This is a genomic window from Faunimonas pinastri, from assembly GCF_900110915.1.
Lineage (GTDB): Bacteria > Pseudomonadota > Alphaproteobacteria > Rhizobiales > Afifellaceae > Faunimonas > Faunimonas pinastri.
In genome coordinates this window covers 122,919-139,999 of sequence record NZ_FOFG01000004.1, presented here as the reverse complement: position 1 = coordinate 139,999, position 17,081 = coordinate 122,919, and the positions used below count along the sequence as shown (strand labels likewise).

The following is a 17,081-nucleotide window of genomic DNA, read 5'->3' as shown; positions in this document are numbered from 1 at the left end:
GGCGCAACTCGCGGCAAAGCGGCGGAGTTCCGGGGAATTGAGCGTGAAGGGCTTTCGTTCTGGCGAGCCTTGATGGAGGGGGAAAGCGCAGTCCTGTGGATAACTTCAACTTTCCTGGAAAGCCGAAGAAGGGGGGTTGCACCGCCGAGGCTGGCTGGCTATACACCTCCTCGGGCCGGGTGCATAGCTCAGTTGGTAGAGCAGCTGACTCTTAATCAGCGGGTCCCAGGTTCGAGCCCTGGTGCACCCACCACTCCTCTTTTGGAGTAACGCCGTTCCCGCTGACGGCAAGATGACGGTCCTAGACCGATCATGATTTTCCCCATACACGGCATTGATTACCGCCTTCTGGCGGTCACCAGCCTTCGGGCTTGGGTATTCTGATCCCGCAAGACGCGGTTTGCGCGGCTGATCGACCATCAGCGGCGACCGAGACCTCGTGCAGCGGAAATACCGCGCCTTGTTTCTGTTTCGGCAGTCGATGAATCAGCTGTGGCTGGAATCGCCGGGGCAAGACCGGCGGGTGTTCAGGCGGGCCGGTAGGACGTCCTCCCTTGAGGGTCCGAGACCGCGAGCGGAGTGTTCCCGCCGACGCTTTCGAAGTCGGGCCGGGCCGTAGCGCGGGAGTCATGCTGGGCGCGTTGGACCGAGGGGACTGTTTTCCGCAGAGGTCGCTTTCCGCTCAATCGGAGCGGAGGAGACATCGACCGAGGTCTTCGCCTCACCACTGCATCGAGCTCCGTGGGCATCGACCAGATCGACCACCGCCGCTCCCGATACCGAAACACGGCGGCGAACGTGGTTGCACCTTGCGGATGAAGCGTCGCGTTCCTGATCGCGCTTTGCCCTTCCACGGCCTGCCGCGATGTTCGTGACCTCCGCCGGGTGGATCTGGCCCGGAATGCCTTCGTCCGATCGGCGGCGGGGATCGCTCCCCCCGTTGCCAGGTGGAACGATCAGGCAGCCGCGAGGTCGGGCAGGGTTTCGCCCGTCCGCTACAGCGAGAGCATCCGGTTCCCGCGCTCCGGTCGCGGCATCTGCCTCGGGCGTCGAGCGTTGCGAGGTCGCCGCTCCGAATCGTTCCGGCGAACGCGCCGAGGGGCATCTCCGAAAGCGATCCGTTCGGTCGGCGTTTAACTCTGGCGAGCCAGACCGACCAATCGTAGCGCCACCAGACGAGTCACAATGGGCGCTCGCGGAGCGGCGGCGAATGGTTCTGCCGGGCACGTCGCCGACGCTCCCGTAGGGCTCCACATCCCGGCGACGACTGCCCGGGCGGCGACCGCCGCGCCGTGGCCGATCTTCGTGCCTGCCATGACCAAGGTTCCCGCGCCGATCCAGACCTCGTAGCCGATCTCAATGGCGCGATCTCGTTCCAGCGGTTTTGCGGACCGCAGGGGAGGTGAGCGGGGAAGAGGTTGTCGTAAGGCAATGGGCTGGTCGTCAGCCGATCCGTCGGGTGCGGGGACGGGCCGATGCGGGATGCCGCTCGAACGGCGATATCGGCCCGGAGGGGGATGGCGAGAGGCGCGACACAGGACAGGGCACCAAGGCGACAGGCCTTCAGTGTCGTGCCGGATCCGATCATCACCGGCCGCTCGAACCAGAGGCTGCCGGTGATGGTGATCGCTCCCGTGAGATGCCATCCGGCCGCCGAAAGCTGCGGGTGAGAGGAAATCAGGGCGTGAAAGACGACGCTGTATTCGAAAAGAAAAAGGCCGCCCCGTAGGGCGGCCTCGTTGTTGGATACGCTAACGGCAGTCGATTACGCGACGGTGTCAGGGTTGCTGACGATGTCCGTGTAATTGAAGTCGTCGGTCGAACTGACGCCCGTCAGGGTAATCGCCACGTCGGCCGTGCCGCTGTTGTCCAAGTCGGCGAACAGATAGCCATCCGTGCCATCGGTCACGAAGACATAGTCGTGAGCGTTTGCGCCGGGGGAGGTGCTGTTGAACTCCGTGGTCGCAGCTTCGAGTGCTGCGTCGAAGCCGGTCTGACCCTTCCCGAGAGTGATCTCGTAGTAGTTGTCAGCCGTTCCAGCCACGCCGCCGATCAGAGCAATCGCGTCATCATCAGCAGACGTGAAGTCGGCGATCGTGTCCGCCGTCCCCGCAGTGCCGCTGTTGCCGACGACGAAGGTATCAGCACCATCGCCACCGATCAGGAGGCTGCTGCCGCCCGTGCTGGTAATGGTGTCGTCGCCTGCACCGCCATTAACAGTGCTGTTGGCACCGGTAGCGGTGATGTTGTCGTCACCTTCGTTGCCGTAGAGCAGGCTGTTGTCACCCGAGCTGACGATGGTGTCATCACCGGTGCCGCCGTAAACAGTGCTGTTGGCACCGTCGGCGGTGATGTTGTCGTCACCTTCGTTGCCGGAGATCTGGCTGTTATCGCCCGAGCTGACAAGGACGTCGTTACCCGTTTCACCGAACAAGACGCTGTTGTCGCCCGTGCTGGTGATGGTGTCGTCACCGGCGCCGCCGTAAACCGTGCTGTTGGCACCGTCAGCGGTGATGTTGTCGTTACCTTCGTTGCCGTAGAGCAGGCTGTTGTCACCCGAGCTGGTGATCGTGTCGTCGCCCAAACCGCCGTAGATCAGGTTAGCACCGGCACCACCAATGAGGAGATCGTTGCCGTTGCCGCCCGTGATGGTGTCATCGCCAGCACCGCTGGTGATCGTGACGGCGGAGTTCGCCACACCGAAAACGTTGTCGGACAGGTCCTGAGCTGAGATGTTCAGGCCGTAGATCGCCGTGACCGCCGACGCATCCAGATTGCCGCCGCTAGCTACGTCGATCGTGCGAACGTCGAATACGTCATTGTTGCCGATGGTGACATCGCTGGCAGCATAGATGACATCGCCCGCGACACCTTCAGCAGCCGTCGTGCCGTAGATCAGCGTGTTGGTGAAGTCACCGCCGGACGTGAGGTCGAAAATCGACCCGCCAGCAGAGCTCACCAGCGTGTCGAAATCGCCAGCCGCAGCCACGAGGGTGTCATTGGTGCCATTGGCAACGACGCTGTCGTTACCTGCGCCGCCGATGAGGAGGCTGTTGCCACCGGTCGAGCCGAGGATGGTGTCGTCGCCGACGCCGCCGTCAAGGGTCACGGAACCCGAGGAACCACTCGCGTTGATCGCGTCGTTGCCCTGGCCGCCGAAGACCGTCGCATCGCCGGCACCCGTCACGGAGACGAAGTCGTCGCCCTGGTTGCCGTAGATGAGGGCCGTTTCGCCGTCAGCCGCGTTTACAGTGATCGCATCGTTGCCGTAGCCGCCGAGAACCGTCGAGCTGCCAGTAAACGTGCTCAGGTTGATCGCGTCATCGCCCTGGCCACCATAGACGCTTGCGACTCCGTCGCCGGAAACCGCGATCGCGTCGTCGCCTTCGTTGCCGTAGACCAGCGCGGAAGTTACCGCGGTCACAGCGATCTGGTCGTCGCCTTCGCCACCATAGACGGTAGCGTCGCCGTCAACCGTGATGCTGTCTGCCCCCTGGCCGCCGTAGACGGTCGCGGAACCCGACGCATCGCCTGCCGCCGCGACGAAGATCGCGTCGTCACCCTCGTTGCCGTAGATCAGCGCAGAGGAGCCGGCCACGAAGTTGCCATTGATGAGCGAGCCGGTAGCAGCCGAGGTCGTGGCGTAGATGACGTCGTCGCCGAGGCCGCCGACCAGCGTGTTGTTGCCGACGCTGCCGTAGATCACGTCGTCGCCCTGGCCGCCGTAAACGGTCGCGTCGCCGGTCGAGCCGGAGAGATCGACGAGATCGTCGCCGAGGTTGCCGTAGACGAGCATGTCGCCAATGGCGCCCGTCGCAACGATGCTGTCCGCGCCCTGGCCGCCATAGGCCGTGACGTCGCCGGTGCCGGTGACGGAGATCGAGTCATCGCCCTGGTTGCCGTAGACGAGGTCGTCGCCACCACCGGTGACGATCACGTCATCGCCGATGTTGCCGTAGAATGTCTCGTCGTTCACCGAGCCGGTGATGTTGTCGTCACCCTGGCCGCCATAGACGGTGGAACCGTCTTCGACGTCAGCGCCGAGGACGATCGTATCGTCACCCTTGTTGCCGTAGACCAGCGCAGCTTCACCGCTGATGACGGAGATGCTGTCCGCGCCCTGGCCGCCGTAAAGCGTGGCGCTGCCGTCGCCGATGGCGAAGAGGACGTCGTCGCCCTGGTTGCCATAGATGATCTGGTCGCCAGCGGAAGAGCCGCCGTAGATCGTGTCGTTGTCACGGCCGCCGACGAGGATGTTGCTCGTGTCGCCGCCGTAGATCAGGTCGTCGCCCTGGCCGCCGTAGACGGTGCCGCTGCCGTAGGAGCCGCGCAGGTCGACCGTGTCGTCGCCCTTGTTGCCGTAGACGAGCGCCTGGCCGGCCTGATCGGCCGTCACGAGGTCATCGCCCTGGCCGCCATAGACGGTGCTGGTGCCGCTGCCGCGCAGTTCGACGGTGTCGTCGCCCTGGTTGCCGTAGATCGTATAGTCGGAATCGTTATCCGTGATGATCGTCTGCGAACCTTCACCACCGTAGATGGTGTCGTCGTCCGAGTCCGAACCGTAGATGAAATCAGTCGCCATTTAGACCTGCCTCCAGAGGCTTCGAAGAGTCTCAGGCCGAGTGCGTGTCGCCGTCCTGCCCGCCCCCTCCTTTCGGATAAGGACGGCTCCAGCTGATCACCGGGAACGTCGACAACACGCGAGCCAGCCGCGACTCTCATAGCCCGGAACCCGAAAGAAGTACAACCTACAAGGGAGAAAATACGATTAGCTGACGCTCCGGTAGTATTTCGGCAACATCCAAGGTTCTCGCCGCCACCTATCGGGGAGCGCGTACCTCACTCGGTGGAGGGGCCGAAGGTTTCGGCAACGCTGATCAGCAAGCGGCGGGCGCGCGCGCTGTCGATCGCGGAGAACTTCTGCACGAGCTCGACCTTCTCCAGCATGTCGCGAAGGCCCGGACCGTCGGGCGGCAAAGACTCGCCCGATTCCATCTGACCGAGCGGGAGGGGCGGGGAGGCCGCAGACCTGGCGATCGCATCCGGGGGCAGGAGTTCCTCCACCGATATGCCGAGCACCCGCGCGATCCGGCAGAGGCGGCCGACGGTCAGCCGATTCGCGGCGTTCTCGTATTTGCCGATCATCTGGAAGGAGATGCCGAGGGCGCGCGCCAGCTCGGTCTGGTTGAGCCCCGCGAGCTTGCGCCGGGTGCGAATCTGTTCGGCCACATAGGCCTCGATCCGGGTTTCCTCGGGATCTTCGCGCAGTTCCGGCATGGCTTCCTTCCACCCCGTCGTCGGATGCGGAAAAGGAACTTACACCTATTGGTTGCGAATGCTCAAGAAGCCGTGGTGCCGATAGTGGTAGATCGGACGCGCGCCCATCCTCGATGCGTGCCGCCCGGGAGAGGGGCGGCGCGGGACACCGCCCGGTTCACGCGAAGGCGAAGGCGAAAACGAAAAAGAGCCGCCCCGAAGGGCGGCTCTCGTTGTGGTTGCCGTCCGGCTTCGATCAGGTGGTGGGGCCAGCGCCCGCCGTGAGGCCGGCGCCCGAGGAAGCGACGATGTCGTTGTAGGCCATGCTGCTCGTGTTGCTGAGCACGGCGTAGGTGTCCGCGCCGCCGTCGAAGAGGTAGCCGCCATCGGAGGAGGAGACGAAGACGTATTCCAGACCGGTGTCGGTGCCGAACAGGGACGCCGCCGCGGTCTGAGCCGCCGTCAGGCCGCCGGTCGTGGTGGCCGACGTGAAGTTCGTCGCCGTTCCGGCAACGGCACCGACCGCGATCTGGTCCTCGCCGCTGACGAAGTCGGCCACGGTCACACCGGTTGTGCCGCCGGCGCCGAGGTCGAAGAGGTCGTTGCCGAGATTTCCGTAGATGAAGTCGGTGTCGGCGCCGCCGAGAATGGTGTCGGCACCCTGGCCGCCATAGACGGTGGCGTCGCCGCCGGACCCGCCGAGGTCGATCGCGTCGTTGCCGAGATTTCCGTAGATCACGTCGGTGGTGCCGCCGGTGACGACCACGCGGTCGTTGCCCTGGCCGCCGAAGACGGTGTTGCTGTCACCGGCGACCGTGACGAGGTCATTGCCCAGGTTGCCGTAGATCTCGTTGCTGCCGCCGGCTGCGATCACGGTGTCGGAGCCCTGCCCGCCATAGACGGTGGAGGAGGCGCCGGACGTGATGCTGTCATCGCCCTGGTTGCCGTAGATCATGTCGGAGCTGACGCCATAGATGATGTCGTCGCCCATGCCCCCGTAAACGGTGTTGTTGCCGACGCCCGTCACCCCCGTGGGGCCGGAGAGGTCGATCGTGTCGTCGCCCTGGCCGCCGAAGATCGTCGCCCGGCCGCCGCCGGAGACGATCGAATCGTCACCCATGTTGCCGTAGATCTGAGCGCCCGACGACATCGAGAAGATCGAATCGTTGCCCTGGCCGCCATAGAGCGTGTCCTGGTACAGATCGGCGCCGGAGGCGGTGCCGGTGCCGGTTCCCGACCCATAGATGATGTCGTCACCCTGGTTGCCGTAGATCAGCGAGGCGCTCGTGCTGCTGCCGAGGATGCTGTCGTCACCCTGCAGGCCGTAAATCGTCGGGTTGCTGACATCAGCCGTGGATGCATTGATCGTGTCGGCGCCAGTCGTTCCAGTGATCGTAGTGGGCATCTGTGTTCTGCCTCCAAAAGGCGTGTCGCTCCAAGCCGTGCGTTCCGTCGCCCACCAACCAATCCGGTCGCTCGCCTCTGGGGCATGAGCGGGGTGATCGGCGGATCCCGACAACGCGAGCCAGCCGGGACCTCTCATAGCCCAATGAACAACCAAGAAGAGAATTCTTAAGGCGTAGATCTCGTATAACGAGAATGTGGTAGGGGATCGCGGATCCTACCGCCGGGAGTAATACCCGGCTGACGCTGGCCGCAGCCTCGCGGCGGGCAGCCGTCAAACTCGCCGCGAGGCTGACGTGGAGGCGCGAGTATGGAGGCCGGGGTATCCTGCCCGCGCGGTGTCGGCATTGTTCGCCCAGGGCTTTGCCGATGCGGCGGAGGGAGCGGGCTCAGTGGATCCGGGAGACGGGCCGGGCAAGGCGGACGATATCCGCCCCGCCTGCGTTGCCGTCGAGGTCGCCCGCATCCTCGCCCCTGCGGGAGCGGGACGTTTCCTCGGTGAGAACCTGAACCTCCGACCGGATCAGGGCGATACGGTCCAGCATGGCGAAGATCTTTTCGTGGTTGCCGGTGCCGGAGAGGCGGATTTCCTCGATGAACTCGCCCAGAAGCAGCCACAGCCCTTCCAGATCCTTGTAGGCGCGGCGGAGATCCGGGTCACCGCAACGCGCGCCTAGCTGGCGATACTTTTCGGCGGTGGACCGACACCGTCGCACATCCGGCATTCTGCTCTCCAGAAAAACGAGCCACTCGAAACGGACCACTTGAAAAGGGCCATCGGAAAAGGGGCCGACGGTGACGCTGGGAGGGAGGAGAGATCGCCCGTCACCGTCGGAACCCGCGCCGCAGACCGACGCTTGTGGATTGTTCATGGTGGGGAGGCTGCCGTCCTTAGCAATTGACAAGGGGGGAGCCCGCAATCGGAGGATGACGCGGCGGCCGCATTGACCCATTCGGATGAAGCGGGCAATCTCGCTCCCGCCGGGCGGTCCCGCTGGTGGTTCCGGGCGCCGGTGCTCCGGGCGCTGGTGCTCCGGATTGGGGACGCATGACCTTCACCTCGGCTTTCTCCATTCAGATCCGGGTGATCCGCGCCATTTTCTGGCGCAACCTCTACAATCTGACCGGCGTAGGCTTCCTGCTCTCGCTGATCGAGCCGGTGTTCCACATCGCGCTGATCGCCGCCTGGCATTTCGCCACGCGCATCCAGCCCGTGTTCGGCTCCAGCACCATCCTGTTCATCTCCAACGGGCTCTATCCCGTCTTCGTCTTCATCCAGCTGTCCTCGCACTCCCACACGTCGGTGAACCAGAACAAGATCGGCCAGCGCTTCAGCATGGAAACGCCGCTCGACTTCGTCATCGCAGACTGCGTGCTCAGGCTCTTCGCCTATACGCTGATCGGCTTCGTGCTGTTCGGGCTGGAGGCGGTCTTCATCACGCCCGACGCGATCCCCTCCGACTGGGGCGCGATCGCGCAGTCGATGCTGGTGCTGGCCGTTCTGGGCTTCGGCATGGGCGCGGTGAACGCGGCCATCGCGCCGATCTTTCCGCTCTGGCATTTCATCTACGCACCGGTCTCGCGCGTCTTCATGCTGTTTTCCGGGGTGCTCTTCATCACGGATTTCAAGCCCGTCTTCCTGCGCGACATCCTGTCGTGGAATCCGGTGCTGCACGCGGTGAGCCTGTTCCGGATGGGCTTTTATCCGACCTATCCGACGTTGGTCTTCGACCCCTTCTTCATGTGGTCCTGCGCGATTGGCGTGGTGGTGTTCGGGCTGGCCTGCATGGAGGTCAACCGTACCCGCATCAGCCGGCCGGCCTGACCCCATGATCGCGCTGGAAGACGTCGAGTATTACCACGTCGGCAACAAGGGCCGGACACGCGTCTTCGAGAACCTCTCGGGCGAACTGCCGACCGACCGCCGGCTGGTGGTCTTCGGCGCGCGCGGCAGCGGGCGCACGACGCTGGCGTGGCTGCTTTCCGAGCTGATCGACCCCGCGCGCGGCCGTGTGCGCCGCGACGTGCGCGTCTCGCCTCCCGTCGGCTTCTTCGGCGGCTTTCGCCCCAAGCTGACGATCGCGCAGAACGCGTCCTATCTGGCCGAGATCTACGGCGCGGACCGGCGCGCCGTGCTGGATTACGTCGCCTCGCTGCCGCTGATCGGGCAGCGGATGGACCTTCACTGGGGCGTGCTGCCGCGCAAGACCCGCGTCTGGACGAGCCAGCTGATCAGCCTCGCCATCCCCTTCGATGTCTATGTCTTCGACGGCGCGCCCTTTGGCGAGGTGCCGGAAATGCAGGCCTATGTGGAGGCCGTGCTATGGCAGCGGCTGGAGCATGCGGGGCTGATCATGCTGGCGCCCAATGTGCGTGTCGGCCGCGCCTATGCGGACTGCGCGGCGATCCTGAACGACGGGCAGCTCGCCTTCTACGAGGACGTGGAAGACTGCGTGCAGGATTTCAACCAGCTGGGCGGCATGCGCGGGTCGAACGCACGCGAGCCGGAGACCGGCCCGGAGCAGATCGCGGATGCGAGCTCGGAGGTCGAGGCGCAGTTCTAGAGGCTGGGCCTCTCAGGAGCATTCGCCGGAGATGAGGCAGCGGAGCTTGCGCGTCGTATCGCCGTCGCAGTCGTCCCCGACATCCGCCCCGTTTCGCCACGGCATCAGTGCGCCGAAGCGGCCCGCCATCAGGAGCGCGCGCGGTGCGGGCGTCCGCCATGTCCGTGCCCCGCAGCTCGTAGACGAGGATCAGCCGTTTCGGATCGACGGCCCCGCCGGCCCTCAGGAGATCCAGCTGCGCGGCGGCGCTTCGGCCCAGATCGCCTTCGCGGTTGCGGCTCCAGAGCTGTACGCCGATGCGGTCGAATGCCCGGTAGAGCGCGTGGGCGTTGCTGCCGTCAATGCCGGTAAAGCGCTGCGTCGGCGCGTTCAGCGGATTGGTGTAGAGGATCGCCTCCTTGGCCGAAGCGTGGACGAGCCGGGCATAGTCCTGGAGGAATGCGGTCGTCTCGGCCGGTGTCCGCCCGTCCTGCACTTCGTAGTCCAGCACGATGCCCTTGCCCTCCGGCGGCAGCGTTCTGGCGGGCAGGGGACAGAGATCCACGAGGCGACCGGGCGGCGGGGCCGAACGCAGTTGTTCTTCGCCGATCGGCTTGCCGCCGCTGCGGGCCGCGAGCTTCTCCGCCTCGACCTGGGAATGGCCGAGCACGAGAGCCGCCTGCGCCAGCGTGCAGTCGTTCGCCCGGTCGAGACTGGAGAAGAAGGTGCGCCGCCGCTCCCGATCGCCACCGGGACCGTCGATCGGCACGTTGCCCTTGGGATTGCGGCCGCACGCTCCCTTGTTGAAGCCGAGGTCCTGGCAGCGGTTCGCCCACTGGAACCAGTACTTTCCGACCGAGGCGCGGGATTCGTTCAGCCGGTCGAGATTCAGCGAGGCGGAATCTGTCAGGGGATAGAAGCGGTAGTTCCGGGCGTCATCCGTCGGCGGAGGCGGCGCTTGCCGGATGATCGCGAAGGGAAGTCTGGCGGCGTCCTGCGGCGAGAAGCACTGTTGCGCGCCAGCGGCGGTCGCGCCCCCCAAGAAGGCGGCGAGCACGCCTGCGAGGGCGACGAACTTGCGGGCGGCCCGCATGGTCACGCGCTCTCCGGCGTCCGAACCGAGCCGTGCCGCACCGTCATCGGCAGGTCGGGCGCTTCGTAGCGCGCCACGTCGAGTTCGTAGTATCGGGTGCCGTCCGTCGCTTCTTCCACCATCGAGAAGCCGAGCCTGGAATAATGCTCGGCGACCATGCCATTCTTGGCGGTCGGGATATACGTGCCCCTGAGCCGCGCGACCCCGGTCTCGCGGGCGCCCGCGACCACCTCAGCCAGCATGGCCTCCTCGACCTTGCGGCCGAGAACGCGGCAGCTCATCAGCCAGGTGTCGATGTCCCAGGCCGTCTCTTCGCCGTCCCGCCGCGTGCGGCAGATCACCAGCGCGATCATGCCGAGATCGCCGAACCTGTCCTGCAGCCGCACCTGCAGCGTCCAGACCGCCGGGTCCGCGTCGAACGCGGCGATGTCGCTTTCGCGGTAGCGGCGGGTGGTCAGGTTGAACTGGTTGGTCTTGTTGGTGAGCTGGGTGATCCGCTGCCGGCCCTGTACGTCGAAAGGCGTAGCGGTCATCACCATCGCCAGCGAGCCGAGGTAATCCCCGAGATCGCGGGATGTGGCGAACACCTCGGCGCGCTGCGCATCGCTGGCATAGGACTGGACGCGGATGCGATCCTCGGCCGAGAAGGTCACGGCCTCGAAATAGCCGGCCGCGAACAGGATTCCCGGGTACCAGCTCGGGTCCTGCGGCAGCTCCGGCACCGCTACCATGGGCAGCGCGGCGCGAAGCTGCGCCCGTTCCGCCGGGTTGTCGTCCAGCAGGACGAGGGCGTCGAGGCCGATATTCAGGCTGCGCGCGATCGATTCCAGGTTGCTGGCCTTGTCCGACCAGTTTGCCTGAAAGACGGAGATGTGGCTCTCCTTCAGCGCCATGTCCGGGTGCTCGCGGAAGGGCCGCCGGGCGACCTCGTCGTCGTTCTTGGAACTGACGGCCAGGATGATGCCGCGGTCGCGAAGGTCGAGCGCGGCATGCTGCACGGCAAGGAATGCCTCGCCGACGGCGCTGCCCTGGCCGATCTTGATGCCCTCCATCCCGTCGTCGCCGATCACGCCGCCCCAGACCGTGTTGTCGAGGTCGAGCACGAGGCACTTGCGGGCCTTGCCACGGATCGCGCCGAGAAGCCGCCCCACCATGTCGGCATGGGCCGGCCCGGCTTCGGCCGCGAAGGGCAGCTTGTAGGCGCCCCATTGCACCGCGTCGAACCAGAGGTCGGTGCCGATCCGCTCCGCCAGCGCGGCGGTATCCAGCACGGTGCAGCCGGTCTCGTCGGCGAGGTCGAGGATGCCGCGATTGACGTCCTCGATCATGGTGCGGATCGTGCCGCGCACGCGCCGCTCGTAGCTGCCGAAGAGCGGCGAGGGCGGTACGGGAACGGTCTGCAGGATGGGCGGCGCGGCGCGATTCCCGCGGAGCGCCGTGACGACGGTCCTCAGCTGTTCCAGCGCGGCGGCGCTCTGCTCATCGCCGCCACCGAGCCGGGAGCGATCGAGTTGCAGCCAGCGATGGTCCACCGCGACCAGCACCGCGTCGAGCCCGGCATTGTTGGTTTCGGAGGAAGGATCCAGCGCCTGCTGCATCACCTGGTCGAAAGGCGTCGTGACGAGATCCAGCAGCACGCCATGCCGCGCGGCGGCGGCGGGCAGGCAATCCGCGATCAGGTCCGTCGTGGCGTTCGAAAGGAGGCCCAGCCGGAACGGCGAAAGCGGCGCGAAATCGGCTTTCGCCTTGCGACGCCTGGCAATGGCCCGGCTCAGGCTGCCGGACTGCGTGGCGTCCAGCGCGAAATTGGAAAGCCGCTGCGCTTCCGCACCCGCCGGTCCTTCGCCGCTGCCGAACCGCCGGCAGAGCGACGCGAAATCGGCCGGGGCGGCGGGCAACCAGGGTAGCTGGACGAAGGGTGCGACCATGCTGCGTCTCCGTTTCGCGCTGCCGTAAATGCTGCGCCCGTCAGGCCGAGGGGAGCTTTTCCGCGATGAGATCGACCAGTGCGCCGACATTGTCGGGTGCCGTGATCTCGTCGCTGTCGAAGCGGATCTTCAGCGCGGATTCCAGCGCCACGATCAGCTTGACGTGGTTGACGCTGTCCCAGCCATCGACGTCGTCGGCGGTGGTTTCGTCGGTCAAAGCGAGATCGTCATTGTCGGTGATGTCGCCAAGAAGTTCGGCGATCTTGCTGCGGATCTGGTCACGGTTCACTGGAAGCTCCGGTTCTCAAGTTGATGCGTGTGTTGTCGGATGCGCCGTCCGGCCGTCGTCATGCCTCGGCGCGCAGAAGGGGCAGCATCGTGGCGACGGCGTCGGCAGCCTCCACGGGCGGAACGGTCGCGGTCTGGTCGGTGAGGATACGCGGCAGGCGCGGCGCTGATATCGTGAGGCGGGCCTGGGCGCGGGCCATGTCCGCGCAGAGGATCTCGCCGGCGGCCTTCGCCATGGCATATTCCGTCATCTGCTTCGGCCGGTCGGCCACCGCGACGGAAGACGGGTAGAGCGCATGCAGCGTGCCGCCGCTTCGTTCCAGCAGAGCTTGCAGCGTGGCGGCGAAGCCGTCGACGTAGAAGCGCAGGAACTCGGTAAAGACGGCCGGATCGAAGACGGTGCCGGATTGCCGGAAGATGCGCGGCGTCGCGAAATAATAGAAGTGAGTGATCTCGCCCGAGAGACCCGCGAGCTGCGGCGCGGCATCCCGGGCGGCGTCGAAGGGGAGCACCGTGCAGCTCTTCGCCCCGCACGCCGCGACGATCTCGGCGCGCACCTTCTCCGCTTCCTCCGCGCCGCGCACATAGGTTATGACGGCCTGGCCGCCGCCTGCCGCGATCAGCTTGGCGGTCGCCGCGCCGAGGCCACGAGAGCCGCCGACGATCAGGGCGCGGCGGCCGACGAATTCTCCCGGCGTGACCTGCGCCGCGAGATCGGCGAAGCGGCTTTCCACCGGCGCAAAGCGCTCGAAGGCGGAGACTTCGCCCGCAACGCCGGAGCCGGAGATGTCGATCGTCGCCAGCCGGAACCGTTCGTCGAAGGAACGGGTGCGAACGAAGAGGCCGGCCGCGTTCGCAGGCTCCGTCAGCTTCACCGCAAAGCCGGAGAAGACCGAGTGCAGGCCGGGGCAGATCATCCCGACAAGCGTGGAGAGAAGGGCCAGCGCGGAGATGCGGGCGGTGCCCAAGGCCTGGCAGGCATGGGGGAACGCCGCCCCGAACGTCTCCGATGCGGCCGGAGCGACAAGACGTCCGGCAATGTCGGGGAACGTGGCGCTCGCCGGCTGGTCGGGAACGTTGCCGATGGCGAGATCGGACAGGCCCGACCATCCCGCAACATCCGCTTCGCCGCGCGGCCCGAACTTCAGCGTCAGGGTGACGGCGGCGGTGCCTTCAAGCTCGACCTGCGCCTTGAGGCTGCCGGCAGCGGGGCTCCGCCACGTCAACCGGACAGGCTGATCCAGATGGATGAAGCGGTTGAAGGCGACGCGGAGCGAGGCCAGCGACGAGAGCGGCACGCCATCGGCGGCGAGGCAATCCAGCGCCCAGAGTGCGGCGTGGACGCCGTGGACGACGCAATCGCCGGCTTGCGTCCGTCGCGCGGCCTGCGCGTCCAGGTGCATGGGATTGCGATCGCCGGAAAGGGCGGCGAAAAGCTGCTGGTCGGCGAGGCTGAAGCTGCGCGCATGAGCGGTCGCGGTGGGTTCCGGTGACCCGGTGGCGACAGTGGCGGTCATGCGGATCTCAATGCGCGGGCCGTCGGCCGACGACGACGCAATTCACGGTCAGCGCCTCTCGCTTGGCCCGCTCCAGCGTCACGCCGCTCATGGGGTAGACGACCGATTCCACCACCTCGAAGCCGGCATTCCGCACCAGCGCCGTCGCCTCGTCGGCGTTTCTCAGCAGGAAAAGATGATCGGGGGCGGGGCTGTTGGCGGGAACGTTGATCCACACCCGGCCACCCGGACGGGTGAGGTCGAACAGAGCCGAGAGCGCGGCCGCCGGATCTTCCAGATGCTCCAGCACCTCGCTGAGCACGATCGCGTCGAAGAGATCGTTCTCCCGCCGCTGGCTGCGGTCGAAGATATCGACCTGCCGGAAACTTGCCGTTCGCTTCGCCTCTAGCACCTCCAGCGAATGGCGGGATGCGTCGAGGCTCGCCTCCGATACGTCCCAGGCCGTTATCTCGCCGATCCCGGGTCGTTCGGCGGCCAGGCAGAGAAGAAGACCGTGGCCGGGGCCGATTTCCAGCAGGCTGGCGCCCTCGGGAAGGCCCGGCAGGAAGGTGTCCGCATAATGCTTCATGCAGCGGCAATGATTGAGCCAGATCACGTCGGAGACGAGCAGCCCGTTCATGTAGCGCGTCATGAACTCCTTGCGGCTGTAGACCTGCTCCAGCGCGTCGTCGAAGCGGGTCAGCCGGTAGGCGTTCGTCCTGCGGAAGTGCATCTCCTCCGGCAGGATGATCTTCTCGCAGAGGAATCGGTAGTCGGTGGCGAGTGCCGGCAACCCGCCTTCCGTGCTGTCCGCGAGACGCAGGATCATGGCCGTCAGCCGCTCGGAATGACGCAGCATGTCGGTATCGCGTTCGGCGAAGTTGCTCTGGAGGTAGCGCCGGTGCTGCGGCCATACCGCGAGTATGGCCTCCGTCAGCCGGGCGAGGCTCGGGAACTGCTCTGCGTCCATCAACTTGCACATCCCGCAGGCTTCCTCGTCGAAGCGGCGCCCGCCGGTCGCGTGGCGGGGCAGGGCCGGCGCGAGGCGGCGCTGTGGCTGCGCGAGGCGAACGGGGCGCTCAGGGCGAAGCTGCCAGAAGCGGCGCCCGTCCGCTTTCCGCCGGATTGGCTACCGGAGCTTCGCCGGCTCTGACTGCCTCGGCCTCAGCCTCAGTCTCGATAGCGCCGTTTCCGGCGGCACCGGCCTCTCCGGCATCGCCGGAGAGCCGCCCGATCTCCTGTCCGTCCGGTTTGCCGCGTGCGATCACGTCCTTCGCGAACTGCACCAGCGCCTTCGCCATGATCGGCTGGAATTCCTCGGTGTAGTGCTTGAAGTCCTTCCGCATCGCGGCCTTGATGCCGAATTCGGTCACGTATTCACGCGGCTCGATATAGGGCAGATCCAGCGCGTGCGCCGCGGCCATGAGCTTCTTGTAGAAGTCCGCCGGCCAGCTGATCGGGCGACCGTCTGGCATGTACTGCCATGTGAAGGTCACCAGTCCCACCGGGATGTCGACTGCGTCGAGGAAGGCTTTCAGTGCCGTGTGCACATCGCGCTTCTCGCCGCGCGCATTGCGCAGGAAGACACAGAGAAAATCCCGGTCTTCGATGTCGTCGGGCAGGAGGTCGATGAGCTTTTCGGCCAGGGAACGACGCAGCTCGTCGTTCATGCCGTTGACGCCCTTGTGGAACCACTGGCCGGCAAGCTTGTCCGCCGCCTCGCCGAGCGCACGGATCCGCTCAAGCAGATCCATGACGCGATTGCGGTTGAGGTAATAGCCCTCGAACTCGATCTCGTTGGAGGTGTTGGGCTCGATCAGCATCACGTCGATCTTGTTCAGCGCGACGCGTGGATTGGGCGAGAAATCGTGGTTGATCCCGCACAGCGTCTTGATCTCGCGCGGGACGTAGCGCTGGCCCTTGTAGATCTGCACTGTCTGCAGCATCTCGCCCAGCGTATAGGTGAAGTAGGGGACGCCGCCGAAGGTCAGGTCTTCCGGAACGCCGTCCCAGTCCGTGCCGGGCTTGCGACGCTCGGCATTGCGGATTCTGTGGAAGGGGCCACGCAGCAGGCAACCCCCGAACAGCAGGGCGCGTATCGCCAAATCACACCTCTGGGACGTTGAAACGCGAGAGCGGACCGGTTCGCCCGAGTGCCCGGAGGTTGTTCGCATCGGCCCGAACCGTCAAGCAACCCTGAGCCGAGCCTTTCGCGCGAGATACAACCTGAGGCTGGCGGACGGGTCCTCCCCGTCGAGTATAGTGAGGCCGCGGCACCGATGCCGCATTGGCGGACGCAGACATGGTCAAGCGCGCACGAGCCTGGGACATTTCGACAGGTGGACTGCCAGGGCCGGTGCCGAAGGCGTTCCTGCTGGCGGCGCTCCTGCTGGCCGGAACGGGAAGCGCGGCAGTCGCGGCCGGGGCGACCTGCGGCGGCGCGGCCGTGCAGACGGAAGTGCCGCGCGGCACGCCCTACAGCGATCGGCTGGCGGATAAGGCCGCCGTGCTCCCGCCTGATACAAGAGCCCTGATCTTCGGCGATTCCGATGCCGGACGCTGGCCGGCCGACCAACTTGACCATCTCTTCGGCACGCCTGTCCTGAATTTCGCGCAAGGTGGCGACCGTTTCGAGAATACGCGCTGGATGATCGACCAGGTGGATGCGCCAGCCGCCCGGGCGGTGTCCTCGGTGGTCGTGATGGTGGGGTCCAACAGCGTCAACCGCGACGATCCCTGCAGCCTGGAGGCGAAGGCCCGCGATCTCCTGCGGTCGCTGAAACCGAGATTTCCCGCCGCCCGGGTCTACTTCGTCAACATCCTGCAGAAGGGCAGGGTGGAGGGGCGCATGTCGGACCGCGTGCTGGCCGCCAACGACGTTCTCCGCGAGCTCTCGGCAGAATTCGGCCTCACCTATGTCGATGTGCACGGAGCCTTTGCCGCCGAATGCGGCGAGGCGACGGATTGCCCGCTCTTCGCCGAGGACCGCGTTCATCCATCCGCCGCCGGGTTCGACCTGATGAGCCGCGTCCTGGCTCGCGCCCTGCAACCGAAGCCGGGCTGAACGCTCCCG

14 protein-coding genes and 1 tRNA gene are annotated in these 17,081 nt (G+C 66.0%); 5 read left to right on the top strand and 10 right to left on the bottom strand.

What is annotated here, in order from left to right; all coding sequences use genetic code 11:
- Window positions 1-177: 177 nt before the first annotated feature.
- Window positions 178-253, top strand: a tRNA-Lys gene (locus BMY25_RS07410).
- 932 nt (window positions 254-1,185) lie between these two features.
- Window positions 1,186-1,350, top strand: a complete 165-nt coding sequence (locus tag BMY25_RS20735) for a hypothetical protein (protein WP_177176772.1) — start codon at window positions 1,186-1,188, stop codon at window positions 1,348-1,350.
- Window positions 1,351-1,765: 415 nt separating this feature from the next.
- Here the strand turns inward: BMY25_RS20735 and BMY25_RS07405 are convergent, their stop codons facing one another.
- From BMY25_RS07405 to BMY25_RS07390, 4 genes are all read right to left on the bottom strand, one after another.
- Entirely contained in the window at window positions 1,766-4,582 is a 2,817-nt protein-coding gene (locus BMY25_RS07405) for a beta strand repeat-containing protein (RefSeq protein ID WP_092496002.1), read from the bottom strand.
- 257 nt (window positions 4,583-4,839) lie between these two features.
- A complete protein-coding gene (locus tag BMY25_RS07400; RefSeq protein ID WP_092496001.1) occupies window positions 4,840-5,277 on the bottom strand; it encodes a helix-turn-helix domain-containing protein in 438 nt (145 codons plus the stop codon).
- A gap of 235 nt (window positions 5,278-5,512) precedes the next feature.
- Complete coding sequence (locus tag BMY25_RS07395) at window positions 5,513-6,661, bottom strand: calcium-binding protein (protein ID WP_092496000.1); 1,149 nt, start codon at window positions 6,659-6,661, stop codon at window positions 5,513-5,515.
- 388 nt (window positions 6,662-7,049) lie between these two features.
- Window positions 7,050-7,385 carry a hypothetical protein gene (locus BMY25_RS07390; RefSeq protein WP_143061907.1) on the bottom strand — a complete coding sequence of 112 codons (336 nt, stop codon included), beginning with the start codon at window positions 7,383-7,385 and terminating at the stop codon, window positions 7,050-7,052.
- A gap of 323 nt (window positions 7,386-7,708) precedes the next feature.
- Here BMY25_RS07390 and BMY25_RS07385 point away from each other — a divergent pair, with 323 nt between their 5' ends.
- A complete protein-coding gene (locus BMY25_RS07385; RefSeq protein WP_092495998.1) occupies window positions 7,709-8,485 on the top strand; it encodes an ABC transporter permease in 777 nt (258 codons plus the stop codon).
- Between the two features lie 4 nt (window positions 8,486-8,489).
- Window positions 8,490-9,224 (top strand): P-loop NTPase family protein, encoded by a 735-nt coding sequence (locus BMY25_RS07380; protein ID WP_092495997.1) that lies wholly within the window; start codon window positions 8,490-8,492, stop codon window positions 9,222-9,224.
- Here the strand turns inward: BMY25_RS07380 and BMY25_RS20405 are convergent.
- The 6 genes from BMY25_RS20405 to BMY25_RS07350 form a co-directional block, all read right to left on the bottom strand.
- Window positions 9,124-10,302 (bottom strand): hypothetical protein, encoded by a 1,179-nt coding sequence (locus BMY25_RS20405; protein ID WP_143061906.1) that lies wholly within the window; start codon window positions 10,300-10,302, stop codon window positions 9,124-9,126. The genes BMY25_RS07380 and BMY25_RS20405 overlap by 101 nt on opposite strands.
- Window positions 10,299-12,224, bottom strand: a complete 1,926-nt coding sequence (locus tag BMY25_RS07370; protein WP_177176771.1) for an HAD-IIIC family phosphatase — start codon at window positions 12,222-12,224, stop codon at window positions 10,299-10,301. The genes BMY25_RS20405 and BMY25_RS07370 overlap by 4 nt, the downstream gene beginning before the upstream one ends.
- 40 nt (window positions 12,225-12,264) lie before the next feature.
- Complete coding sequence (locus tag BMY25_RS07365; RefSeq protein WP_092495994.1) at window positions 12,265-12,513, bottom strand: acyl carrier protein; 249 nt, start codon at window positions 12,511-12,513, stop codon at window positions 12,265-12,267.
- Between the two features lie 58 nt (window positions 12,514-12,571).
- Window positions 12,572-14,029: an SDR family NAD(P)-dependent oxidoreductase gene (locus BMY25_RS07360; protein WP_092495993.1), complete on the bottom strand. Its 1,458-nt coding sequence runs from the start codon at window positions 14,027-14,029 to the stop codon at window positions 12,572-12,574.
- A 7-nt stretch (window positions 14,030-14,036) separates the two neighbouring features.
- A complete protein-coding gene (locus tag BMY25_RS07355) occupies window positions 14,037-14,978 on the bottom strand; it encodes a class I SAM-dependent methyltransferase (protein WP_177176770.1) in 942 nt (313 codons plus the stop codon).
- Window positions 14,979-15,087: 109 nt separating this feature from the next.
- Complete coding sequence (locus BMY25_RS07350; RefSeq protein WP_092495991.1) at window positions 15,088-16,113, bottom strand: hypothetical protein; 1,026 nt, start codon at window positions 16,111-16,113, stop codon at window positions 15,088-15,090.
- 197 nt (window positions 16,114-16,310) lie between these two features.
- Here BMY25_RS07350 and BMY25_RS07345 point away from each other — a divergent pair, with 197 nt between their 5' ends.
- The gene (locus BMY25_RS07345) at window positions 16,311-17,072 is read left to right on the top strand and encodes an SGNH/GDSL hydrolase family protein (protein ID WP_092495990.1); all 762 of its coding nucleotides are present in this window, start codon (window positions 16,311-16,313) and stop codon (window positions 17,070-17,072) included.
- Window positions 17,073-17,081: the final 9 nt, after the last annotated feature.

Bases quoted from the DNA above. Each gene is read 5' to 3' on its own strand.
- BMY25_RS20735 (WP_177176772.1), top strand. From the start codon at position 1,186: ATGGGCGCTCGCGGAGCGGCGGCGAATGGTTCTGCCGGGCACGTCGCC.
- BMY25_RS07405 (WP_092496002.1), bottom strand. From the start codon at position 4,582: ATGGCGACTGATTTCATCTACGGTTCGGACTCGGACGACGACACCATC.
- BMY25_RS07400 (WP_092496001.1), bottom strand. From the start codon at position 5,277: ATGCCGGAACTGCGCGAAGATCCCGAGGAAACCCGGATCGAGGCCTAT.
- BMY25_RS07395 (WP_092496000.1), bottom strand. From the start codon at position 6,661: ATGCCCACTACGATCACTGGAACGACTGGCGCCGACACGATCAATGCA.
- BMY25_RS07390 (WP_143061907.1), bottom strand. From the start codon at position 7,385: ATGCCGGATGTGCGACGGTGTCGGTCCACCGCCGAAAAGTATCGCCAG.
- BMY25_RS07385 (WP_092495998.1), top strand. From the start codon at position 7,709: ATGACCTTCACCTCGGCTTTCTCCATTCAGATCCGGGTGATCCGCGCC.
- BMY25_RS07380 (WP_092495997.1), top strand. From the start codon at position 8,490: ATGATCGCGCTGGAAGACGTCGAGTATTACCACGTCGGCAACAAGGGC.
- BMY25_RS07370 (WP_177176771.1), bottom strand. From the start codon at position 12,224: ATGGTCGCACCCTTCGTCCAGCTACCCTGGTTGCCCGCCGCCCCGGCC.
- BMY25_RS07360 (WP_092495993.1), bottom strand. From the start codon at position 14,029: ATGACCGCCACTGTCGCCACCGGGTCACCGGAACCCACCGCGACCGCT.
- BMY25_RS07355 (WP_177176770.1), bottom strand. From the start codon at position 14,978: ATGGACGCAGAGCAGTTCCCGAGCCTCGCCCGGCTGACGGAGGCCATA.
- BMY25_RS07345 (WP_092495990.1), top strand. From the start codon at position 16,311: ATGGTCAAGCGCGCACGAGCCTGGGACATTTCGACAGGTGGACTGCCA.